Source organism: Nocardia sp. CC201C (genome assembly GCF_030010695.1).
In the GTDB taxonomy this organism is placed as follows: Bacteria; Actinomycetota; Actinomycetes; order Mycobacteriales; family Mycobacteriaceae; genus Nocardia; species Nocardia otitidiscaviarum.
The window spans coordinates 1-10,352 of sequence record NZ_JASCXP010000261.1 but is presented as its reverse complement, the minus strand read 5'-3'; the positions used below and the strand labels follow the sequence as shown (position 1 = coordinate 10,352).

10 protein-coding genes are annotated in these 10,352 nt (G+C 69.0%); 9 read left to right on the top strand and 1 reads right to left on the bottom strand.

Annotation, left to right across the window (positions count from 1 at the left end; all coding sequences use genetic code 11):
• The 5 genes from QK444_RS24110 to QK444_RS24090 form a co-directional block, all read left to right on the top strand.
• Positions 1-518 (top strand): response regulator transcription factor (locus QK444_RS24110; RefSeq protein WP_282783948.1); only part of this gene is annotated, 518 nt, incomplete at its 5' end.
• A gap of 40 nt (positions 519-558) precedes the next feature.
• The gene (locus tag QK444_RS24105; RefSeq protein ID WP_282783946.1) at positions 559-738 is read left to right on the top strand and encodes a hypothetical protein; all 180 of its coding nucleotides are present in this window, start codon (positions 559-561) and stop codon (positions 736-738) included.
• 88 nt (positions 739-826) lie between these two features.
• Positions 827-2,005 (top strand): elongation factor Tu, encoded by a 1,179-nt coding sequence (gene tuf / locus QK444_RS24100; protein WP_282783945.1) that lies wholly within the window; start codon positions 827-829, stop codon positions 2,003-2,005.
• Positions 2,006-2,392: 387 nt separating this feature from the next.
• Positions 2,393-3,760 (top strand): DoxX family protein, encoded by a 1,368-nt coding sequence (locus QK444_RS24095; protein ID WP_282783943.1) that lies wholly within the window; start codon positions 2,393-2,395, stop codon positions 3,758-3,760.
• Between the two features lie 81 nt (positions 3,761-3,841).
• Entirely contained in the window at positions 3,842-4,624 is a 783-nt protein-coding gene (locus QK444_RS24090) for a potassium channel family protein (RefSeq protein WP_282783940.1), read from the top strand.
• Here QK444_RS24090 and QK444_RS24085 read toward each other — a convergent pair.
• Entirely contained in the window at positions 4,571-6,169 is a 1,599-nt protein-coding gene (locus tag QK444_RS24085; RefSeq protein ID WP_282783938.1) for a PucR family transcriptional regulator, read from the bottom strand. The two genes, QK444_RS24090 and QK444_RS24085, sit on opposite strands and share 54 nt — an antisense overlap.
• 158 nt (positions 6,170-6,327) lie before the next feature.
• On the opposite strand from QK444_RS24085, the gene QK444_RS24080 reads away from it, so the two are divergent.
• The 4 genes from QK444_RS24080 to QK444_RS24065 form a co-directional block, all read left to right on the top strand.
• Positions 6,328-7,818, top strand: a complete 1,491-nt coding sequence (locus QK444_RS24080) for a CoA-acylating methylmalonate-semialdehyde dehydrogenase (RefSeq protein WP_282783936.1) — start codon at positions 6,328-6,330, stop codon at positions 7,816-7,818.
• An 18-nt stretch (positions 7,819-7,836) separates the two neighbouring features.
• A complete protein-coding gene (locus tag QK444_RS24075) occupies positions 7,837-9,204 on the top strand; it encodes an aspartate aminotransferase family protein (RefSeq protein ID WP_282783934.1) in 1,368 nt (455 codons plus the stop codon).
• A gap of 144 nt (positions 9,205-9,348) precedes the next feature.
• Positions 9,349-9,750: a nuclear transport factor 2 family protein gene (locus QK444_RS24070; protein ID WP_282783932.1), complete on the top strand. Its 402-nt coding sequence runs from the start codon at positions 9,349-9,351 to the stop codon at positions 9,748-9,750.
• A gap of 85 nt (positions 9,751-9,835) precedes the next feature.
• Positions 9,836-10,352, top strand: a 517-nt coding sequence (locus QK444_RS24065) for a DUF222 domain-containing protein (RefSeq protein ID WP_282783931.1), incomplete at its 3' end; no start/stop codon positions are given.

Here is a 10,352-nt window from a genome sequence, read left to right as displayed (position 1 = left end):
TGCCCGATATCGCGCTGCTCGACATCCAGATGCCGGTGCTGGACGGTATCGAGGCGACGCGGCGCATCGCCGCGGACCCGGCGCTGGCCGGGGTGCACGTCATCATCCTCACCAACTACGGCCTGGACGAGTACGTGTTCAACGCACTGCGGGCGGGCGCGGCCGGATTCCTGGTGAAGGACATCCAGCCGGAGGATTTCCTGCACGCCATCCGGGTCGCGGCCCGCGGTGACGCCCTGCTCGCCCCGTCCATCACTCGCCGCCTGATCGACCGCTACGTCAGCCTGCCGCTCGCGGCGGGCAGCGGCCTGGACGAACTCACCAAACGTGAACGCGAGGCGGTGGCCCTGGTTGCCCGGGGGCTGTCCAATCACGAGATCGCCGATCACATGGTCATCAGCCCGCTCACCGCGAAAACCCATGTCAATCGGGCGATGACCAAACTGCGGGCGCGGGACCGCGCCCAATTGGTGGTGCTCGCCTACGAATCCGGCTTGGTGGCGCCGCACGACAGCTGATGCCGCTGCCCGGGCATACCGGGTGCGCGGGAGCTGGGACGTGAGAGCGCAGCGCGTCGGAAATTCGGTGGCGCATCGGAAATTCGGTGGCGGACATCGCCGGACGTGCGGCACCATGTTCGGCATGTTCCGGCAGCTGATCATCGTCTCGCCCGCGGCAGCGGGCGCGATGACGGCTGCCCTGGTGGTCGCATCCGCGTTCGACGGCGCCCGACGCTGACCTTCCCCGGGACGTCCCCGGGACCTCGGATGGGGAAGGTGGTTCGTCGCCGAGGTCCCGATCCACGACTCCCAGAAAAGATCTCATCATGGCCAAGCAGGCCTTCGTCCGCACCAAGCCGCACCTCAATATCGGCACCATGGGTCACGTCGACCACGGCAAGACGACGCTCACCGCCGCCATCACCAAGGTGCTCGCCGAGCGCGGCGGCGGCTCCTACGTGCCGTTCGAGCGCATCGACCGCGCCCCGGAGGAGGTCGACCGCGGTATCACCATCAATATCGCGCACGTCGAGTACGAGACCGACGCCCGGCACTACGCGCACGTGGACATGCCGGGGCACGCCGACTTCGTGAAGAACATGATCACCGGGGCGGCGCAGGTCGACGGCGCGATCCTGGTGCTGTCCGCGCAGGACGGCGTGATGCCGCAGACCGTCGAGCATGTGCTGCTGGCCCGGCAGGTCGGGGTCGAACACCTGGTCGTCGCGCTGAACAAGGCCGACGGCGCGGATCCCGAGCTGCTGGAGCTGGTCGACCTCGAGGTGCGCGAGCTGCTGAGCGCGCACGGCTACGACGGTGCGGCCACCCCGGTGGTGCCGGTCTCGGGGCTGCTCGCGCTGCGGGGTGACCCGCACTGGTCGGCGGCGGTGCTGCGGTTGCTGGACGCGGTGGACAACCACATCCCCACGCCCGTGCGCTACACCGACGCGCCGTTCCTGCTGCCGATCGAGAACGTGCTCACCATCACCGGCCGCGGCACCGTCGTCACCGGTGCGGTAGAGCGCGGGCGGGTCCGCATGGGCGACAGCGTCGCGGTGCTCGGCTACGGCCGCGCGCTGGAGACGGTGGTCACCGGTGTGGAAACCTTCGGTCGCACCATGGAATTCGCGGAGGCGGGTGACAATGTCGCGCTGCTGCTGCGCGGCGTCCAGCGCGATCAGGTGCGGCGCGGCCAGATCGTCGCCGCCACCGGCAGCGTCGAGGTGCGCACCCGCTTCACCGCGCGCCTGCACCTGCTGTCGGCGGCGGAGGGCGGGCGGCGGACGCCGATCACCACCGGCTACCGGCCGCAGTTCTACCTGCGCACCGGCGATGTGGTCGGCGACGTCACCCTCGCCACCGCGACGATGGCGATGCCCGGTGACACCGTCGAGGTCACGGTGGTGCTGGGCCAGCCGGTGCCGCTGGAGCCCGGCCTCGGCTTCGCCGTCCGGGAAGGCGGCCGGACCGTCGCCGCGGGCTCGGTGCTCACGGTCGACGGGTAGCACGGCACCGCCGCGCATGGCGTTCGGTCCGGCCGTCACGGCGGTCGGGCCGGACGTTCACGCGCGATCGGTCGCCACGATCCGACGGCGCTCGCCCGGCGCGAATGGGTTCCGTCGCCGCGCCCCGGCACGGGTTTGGCGCCGTCGTCTCCCTCCCGGCGCGGGCAGGTGCCGTCGTCGCCCCCTCGACGCGGGCAGGTCGCGTCGTCACCCCCGACGCGGGTGAGTCCCGATCGCACCCTCGGCTCGGGTGGATGCGGAATCCCACCCTCGTTCTGGGGGCACCGACGGTCGGGGCACAGCTTTTGGTGGATACGACGAGTTCACGAGGTGCCATAGCGTTTCGGCCGCAAAGGATTTGGGCGCGCTAGCGGTGGAGGAATCGACGTGGTTGCGCAAGTGGCGGTCGAGGGGACTCGCACGGATGAGCCGGAGGCCGTCGTGCGGTGGCATCCGTTGACGCGGGTGGTCTTTCGGTTCGGGTTCGTCTTCGTCGGCATCGGCATGGCGGGCACCTGGCTCGTGCACACCCTGGTGCGATCGGTGGGCACGCCGCAGGATGCGGTGCTGGAGCTGTCGACATGGCTGGCGCTGTCTCCGCTGACCGATTGGGTGGGTACGCGAATCTTCGGCGTGACAGTCGATTACACGCCGACCGGCAGCGGCGATACCGCGGCGCACTGGATTTCACAGTTCACGCTGCTGCTGGTCAGTCTGGCGGCCGCGGCGGTGTGGTCGCTGGTGGACCGGAACCGGCCGAACTACGTGCGGCTGTACGCGTGGTTCCGGCTGCTGCTGCGCCTGGCGCTGATGAGCGCGCTGCTGCTGTACGGCATGGTCAAACTGCTGCCCTCGCAGATGACGTTCTATCTGGAGCGGCTGGTGGAGCCGTTCGGGCAGATGAGTCCGATGGCGGTGCTGTGGGCGCAGACCTCGGCATCGGAGCCGTACGAAATGGCCTTGGGCGCGGCGGAAGTCGCGGCCGCGCTGCTACTGGCGCTGCCGGTCACGGCCGGGCTGGGATCGGTGCTGGCGCTCGTGGTGGCCATGCAGGTGCTGTTGCTCAATCTCACCTTCGACGTGCCGGTGAAGCTCTTCGCGGGGCAACTGTTGGTCTGGGCGCTGATCCTCGCCGCGCCCGAGCTGGTGCGCCTGATGCGAGCGCTGCTCGGCCACGCCGTCGGTGTCCGCGCGGCCGAACCGCTGGTCTCGACCCCGCGGGCACGGCGCATCCTGGTGGGCGCGCAGGCGGTGCTCGGCCTCTGGCTGCTGTTCACCGCGACCGTCGAAGCCCACGACGCCTGGCGTACCGCCGGAAACGGCCGCGACCGCTCACCCCTCTACGGCATCTGGGATGTCACCGAGTACACCGTGGCGGGCGAGACCGTGCCCGCGCTGACCGACTTCGACGGCGCGCCCGACACCGGCGCGGCACTCGACCCCGCCGCGCGCTTGCGCCGCGTCATCTTCGATATCCCGCAGGGCGTGACCGCACAGCGCATGGACGACTCGCTGCTGTCGTTCCCGGCCCGCATCGACACCGAACGGCAGACCATCACGCTGTCCAAGGACATCTCGCATACCTGGCCGCTCGGCATGTTCGGCTATCAGCGGCCGGAGCCGGACCGGCTGATCCTCACCGGTCAGCTCGGCGGCCGTCCGGTGCGGATGCAGCTGGAACTGCTCGACCTGGACCGATTCCCGGTGGTCTCGCGCGGCTTCCACTGGGTCTCCCCCGTGCCCTACTACCGATAGGTTTCGGGGTCTGCTCGTGCGCGACGGCGGTCATCTCGTAACCTCGGCTGGTCCGTGTACTCGAATCCGCAGGTTGTACCGATGGCCACGTCCACCCCGCCCGCCGACCGCCTCCAGCGCTGGGAGCGCGCCGCCGACGTCCCCCTGACGGTGCTGGCGGCGGTATTCCTGGGCGTCTACTCCTGGCAGGTGCTCGACACCGGGCCGTCACCGCGGCTGGACTTCTGGCTCACCGCCGTCGACGTCCTGGTGTGGGTGGTGTTCGCGGTGGACTTCGGGGTGCGGCTGCGGCTGTCCACGCACCGCTGGCAGTTCGTGAAGCAGAATCCGCTGGATCTGCTGTTCGTGCTGCTGCCGCCGTTCCGTCCGCTGCGGCTGCTGCGCGCGGCCATGATCCTGCTGGACACCCTGCACCGGCACACGCTGACCCGCGCGCGGCTGTCGGTATTCATCGGCGCCAGTTCGATTCTCATGCTGTATCTGTGCAGTCTGGCCATCTACGACGCCGAGTACGGGGTGGAGGATTCGAATATCCACAACTTCGGCGACGCGCTGTGGTGGTCGATGGTCTCGGTGACCACGGTCGGCTACGGCGACTTCTACCCGGTCACCACCGAGGGCCGACTGGTGGCGCTGGTGCTCATGACCTTCGGCATCGGCCTGATCAGTTTCGCCATCGGCACCACCACCAGCTGGGTCATCGACAAGCTGAAGACCGTGGAGGAGTCCGCCGACCGCACCGACCGCGAGATCGGCAAGCTGGTCGAGGAACTGCGGGCACTGCGCACCGAGGTCACCGCGCTGCGCGAATCACGCACCGTCGCCGGGGGCCAGCTCGCGAATGAGCAGCGCGGTGTGCAGTGAGGTGCGGGTCTCTCCGTTGTCGAGATCGACGTCGAGAATCCGCTCGATCCGCGCCAACCGGTCGTAGAGCGTGGGCCTGCTGATGGTCAACCGCCGGGCCAGTTCGGTCTTGTTGCCCGCCAGATCCAGGAACAGGCGCAAGGTGCGGACCAGCTCGGTGTCGTGCCGAATGTCGTGGCGCAGCAGGGCACTCAGCTCGGTTTCGGCGAAGCGCTGCACGCCGGGTTCCGCACGGATGAGCGACAGCAGCCCGCGCAACCGCACATCGCCGCTGCGATAGAACGCCCGCGGGCGCGAGGTCTCCAGCGACAGCGCCACCTCCGCGATATGCGCGGCCTGCGCCAGCTCCCGGGCGGTGTCGAGCAGGGATTCCGAATCCGCGCCCACGCCGATGACCACCCGGTCCACGCCCGCCACCCGGCGCACCTCGGCGGCCACGGCCATGCACACGGTGGTGAGGCTCGCGTCCGGATCGGCGGTGCGGCCCACGGCGAGGACGAGATGTACGCGATTGCCGTGCCCCGGGGTGGCCAGCGCGGTGGCGCGGCCCAGCGCCACCCCGTGCATGGCGGCGTCCAGGATGGCGGCCGTGCGGCGCTGGCGCGCCACCGGGTCGGCCTCGGTGACGGCGTCGACATCGATGGCCATCGGCACATAGCGGGCCCGGCGGGCCAGTCCGAGGGAGGCGGCCAGGGCGAGGGCGTCGCGTTCGTCGCTGATCCGCCCGGTCACCATGTCGTCGATGAGACCGGTCTGCGCCTGCCGGTGCAGGCCGAACCGATCCCGTTCGATCATGCGGTGCAGGGTGAGCGTCTGCGCCGCGCGTTCCAGCACCATGCGCGCGCGAACGGTCGGCACCCGATGCGAGCGCAGGATGAGCCGTCCCCAGCGCTGGGTGTGCGGGCCGACCGGCACCACGGTGGGGTCGGAGTCGGGCAGCAGCCGCGAGGTGGTCTCCCAGTGCTCGAGAATGGCCGAGGTGGCGGCATGGCGCGCGGTGAGCGCCAGCACGCGGTGGGTGAGATCTTCCAGCACCACCGAGGCGTCCAGCATGGTGGCGGCGGTCTGCACGATCTCGGCCAGCGATGCGCGGCGCACGCTCAGGGCGGTGAAGGTCTCGTGCACGGTGCGCGCGAACTCCAGCTCGGCGTACTGGTCGGCCACGATCACCCGGTGCACGGCCTCGGTGATCTCCACGAATCGCACCACCCGGTGCAGCGCGATCACCGGCATGCCCAGTTCGTCGGCGGTGGCGGCGATGAGCGGGGAGAGTTCCCGCACGGAGGTGCCCAGTTCCACCACCAGTCCCGAAACACCGGCCGCGGCCAAGGCTTTCAGATAGTCGACGGTGGCGGCGGCACCGTGGGTGAGCGCCTGGCCGGTGGTGAGGATGAGTTCGCGGCCCACCAGCAGTTCCGCCACCTCGGGCAGTTCGCTCACGTGTACCCAGCGCACCGGCCGGTCGAGCGATCCGCCGCCGACCACCTCGGGTTCCCCGGCGCGCACCACCGGCATCGCCAGGACATCAGCGACGGAGAGCAGCACCGACGAATCGTAATACGAAATCCGAAAGCACATACAGATCGTCGGGGCGCGAATGATGATGGACAGCGCAGAGTAGGACGCGGAGGGTCCGTCCCGTCATGCCGGTGACCGGGAGCGGACCCCCATGTCAGGATCGCGGCTCACCGAATCGAGGAACTATGCAGACCATCGCGCACTGGCTCGACGGCAAACCGTTCGCCGGATCCAGCGAGGCGACCGCGCCGGTGACCAATCCCGCCACGGGCGCGGTGACCGGACAGGTCGCGCTGGCCGACCAGGCCGATGTGCGGGCGGTGGTGGACGCGGCGGTCGCGGCCTTCCCCGCCTGGCGCGACGCCTCCCTCGCCAAACGCACCCAGGTGCTGTTCCGATTCCGCGAACTGCTCAACGAGCGCAAGGAGGAACTCGCCGCCATCATCACCGCCGAACACGGCAAGGTGCTCGCCGATGCGCTCGGCGAGGTGGCACGCGGCCTGGAAGTAGTCGAATTCGCGTGCGGCATACCGCATCTACTCAAGGGCGGGTACACCGAGAACGCCTCCACCAAGGTCGACATCTTCTCGGTGCGCCAACCGCTGGGACCGGTCGCGGTCATCTCGCCGTTCAACTTCCCCGCCATGGTGCCGATGTGGTTCTTCCCCCTCGCCATCGCGGCCGGGAACACCGTGGTGCTCAAGCCGAGCGAGAAGGATCCGTCGGCCTCGCTGTGGCTGGCCGCGCTGTGGCAGGAGGCCGGGCTGCCCGACGGCGTGTTCAACGTGGTGCAGGGCGACAAGGTCGCGGTGGACGAACTGCTCGACAATCCGGCCGTCAAGGCGGTGTCCTTCGTGGGGTCCACGCCCATCGCCCGATACGTGTACGAACGCGGCACCGCCAACGGCAAACGGGTGCAGGCGCTGGGCGGGGCCAAGAACCACATGGTGGTGCTGCCGGACGCGGATCTGGATCTGGCCGCCGACGCCGCCGTGAACGCGGGCTTCGGCTCCGCCGGGGAGCGATGCATGGCCATCAGCGCGCTGGTGGCGGTCGGTCCGGTGGCCGACGACCTGGTGGCGCGGATCGCCGAGCGCGCCGAGACCATTCGTACCGGCGACGGCACCCGGGGCGCCGATATGGGGCCGCTGGTGACCCGCGCGCATAGGGACCGGGTGGCGTCCTATGTGGAGGCCGGGGAATCCGCCGGTGCGACAGTGGTTCTCGACGGCCGCACGGTGGAGGCGGACGGCGCGGCGGACGGATTCTGGCTGGGCCCCACCATTCTCGACCACGTCACCCCGGAGATGAGCGTCTACACCGACGAGATCTTCGGACCGGTGCTGTCGGTGCTGCGGGTCGAGTCCTACGAGGAGGCCATGGCGCTGCTCAACGCCAACCCGTACGGCAACGGCACCGCCCTGTTCACCAATGACGGCGGCGCGGCCCGGCGCTTCCACAACGAGGTCGAGGTCGGCATGGTCGGCATCAACGTCCCCATTCCGGTGCCCATGGCCTACTACAGCTTCGGCGGCTGGAAGAACTCGCTGTTCGGCGACTCCCACGCGCACGGCATCGACGGCGTGCACTTCTTCACCCGCACCAAGGCCGTCACCACCCGCTGGCTCGATCCCAGCCACGGCGGCCTGAATCTCGGTTTCCCGCAGAACCACTGACGCCGCGTAAGGACCATCATGACCCTTCCGAACGGACTCACCCCCGAGGCGGCACGCGAACAGGCCGCCCGCGCTTACGAATTGGACCGCAAGCACGTCTTCCACTCCTGGTCGGCGCAGGCGGCGCTGAAACCGATGGTCATCACCGCCGCCCAGGGCTCGTACGTGTGGGACGGCGACGGCAACCGACTCCTGGACTTCTCCTCGCAAATGGTCAACACCAATATCGGACACCAGCATCCGAAGGTGGTCGCCGCCATCCGGGAGCAGGCGGCCAAGTTGTGCACCGTCGCCCCGCCGCACGCCAACGACGCCCGCTCCGAGGCGGCGCGGCTGATCGCCGAGCGCACCCCCGGTGAGCTGAACCGCATCTTCTTCACCAATGGTGGCGCGGACGCGGTGGAGCACGCGGTGCGGATGGCGCGGCTGCACACCGACCGCCCCAAGGTGCTCGCCCGCTACCGCTCCTACCACGGCGGCACCGATACCGCGGTCAATCTCACCGGCGACCCGCGCCGGTGGCCCAACGACACCGGCAGTAGCGGCGTGGTCCACTTCTTCGGACCGTTCCTGTACCGCAGCCAGTTCCACGCGAGCACCGAGGCGGAGGAGTCGCAGCGGGCACTGGAACATCTCGAGCAGACGATCCTGTTCGAGGGACCGGCCACCATCGCGGCCATCATCCTGGAGCCGGTCCCCGGTACGGCCGGAATCATGGTTCCCCCACCGGGATACGTGGCCGGGGTGCGCGAACTGTGCGACCGGCACGGCATCGTCCTCATCGCCGACGAGGTGATGGCGGGCTTCGGGCGCACCGGAAAGTGGTTCGCCATCCAGCATTTCGAGGGCGTGGTGCCCGATCTCATCACCTTCGCCAAGGGCGTGAACTCCGGATACGTGCCGCTGGGCGGGGTCGCCATCAGCCCCGAGATCGCGGCCACCTTCGACGACCGGGCGTATCCGGGCGGACTCACGTATTCGGGGCACCCGCTGGCGACGGCGGCCGCGGTGGCGACCATCGAGGCCATGACCGAGGAGCGGATCGTCGAGAACGCCGCCGATATCGGCGAACGCGTCATCGGGCCGGGTCTGCGGGAGCTGGCCGAGCGCCATCCGAGCATCGGCGAGGTGCGCGGACTCGGCGTGTTCTGGGCGGTGGAGCTGGTGCGCGACCGCGGCACCCGCGAACCGCTCGCCCCCTACGGCGGCACCAGCCAGGCCATGATCGACACGGTGGCCGCCGCCAAGTCCGCCGGGCTGCTGCTGTTCGTGAACTTCAACCGCCTACACGTGGTGCCACCGTGCACCATCACCGAGGCCGAGGCCAAGGAGGGTCTGGGGCTGCTGGATCAGGCACTGACGGTCGCGGACGGCCATCTCGGCTAACCTTGCCGATCCCCCGGTCAGCCTGTCCGGGCGGACTCGCACCCGTCGCCCCGGACAGGCCCCACCGATGGCAGTGCCACCGGATGACACCCGGAACAACCCTCGAATTCGAACATATGTTCCCATTCGGCTACGCTGTGTCGGGTGACCGACGAGAACCCCACCGAGGGTGCCATCCAGCGCTACTTCGATGCGATACAGGCAGGGTCCCCGACGCTCCTGAAGGAGTGCTTCACCGATGACGCGCGGTGGTTCGCACCGGGCCGTCTGCCCAACTCCGGAGTCTGGCACGGGCCGGACGCCATCGTCGACGAGTTCTTCCCGATCGCGACGTCTCGGATGCAGCCGGGATCGTTCACCACCGAACTGCTGAGCCTGACCATCGGCGACTCGAACGCCGTTGTCGAGTGGCGAGCGAGGGCGAACACCCTGTCGGGCCACGAGTACGACAATGCTTACATCGCGAACTTCGTCGTGGCGGACGGCAAGATATCCGAGGTTCGCGAGTACTTCGACACCCACCGCGGCGAGACGCTGTACGAGTAGGACGCAACGACAGCGCAGTTCCAGAAGGGGTGCGTGAACTGTGTTCATCGTTATCCCACAAGGCATTTCACGATAGAATCGACGTATGAATCCGGGTGGGGCGGGTGAGGTATTCGCGGTCGTGGAGGAATTGACGACCGCGACCACCGCCCTGCTCGACGAGGACCTCACCCGCTACACCGACACCGACTTCGTGGAACTGATGCGACGCGTCGAAGCCGTCCGCGCCCGACTGGGTGCGGTGTCGCATCGCCTGGTCATCGAGACCAGCGACCGGCACCTGCCCGAACGCGCCGGATGCAAGAGCCTCGCGAAGTATTTGAGCGAAACCCTGCGGATCTCGATGGCCGAGGCCGGAGCACGACGCCGCGCAGCACAGAAACTCGGCGTATTCCATTTCGTGCACGGCGAAGACCGGGCACCGGAATACCCGCACACCGCCGCCCACCAAGCGGCCGGGCTGCTGTCGGTCGAACACGCGCGCCGCATCATGACGGTCATGGACCGCATCCCCGCCGCCGTACCGACCGAATTACGGGTAGAGGCAGAACAGCTGTTGGCCCGGCACGCGTGCGAGCTGACCCCGGACGCGATCGTGACGG

Bases quoted from the DNA above. Each gene is read 5' to 3' on its own strand.
- tuf (WP_282783945.1), top strand. From the start codon at position 827: ATGGCCAAGCAGGCCTTCGTCCGCACCAAGCCGCACCTCAATATCGGC.
- QK444_RS24090 (WP_282783940.1), top strand. From the start codon at position 3,842: ATGGCCACGTCCACCCCGCCCGCCGACCGCCTCCAGCGCTGGGAGCGC.
- QK444_RS24080 (WP_282783936.1), top strand. From the start codon at position 6,328: ATGCAGACCATCGCGCACTGGCTCGACGGCAAACCGTTCGCCGGATCC.
- QK444_RS24075 (WP_282783934.1), top strand. From the start codon at position 7,837: ATGACCCTTCCGAACGGACTCACCCCCGAGGCGGCACGCGAACAGGCC.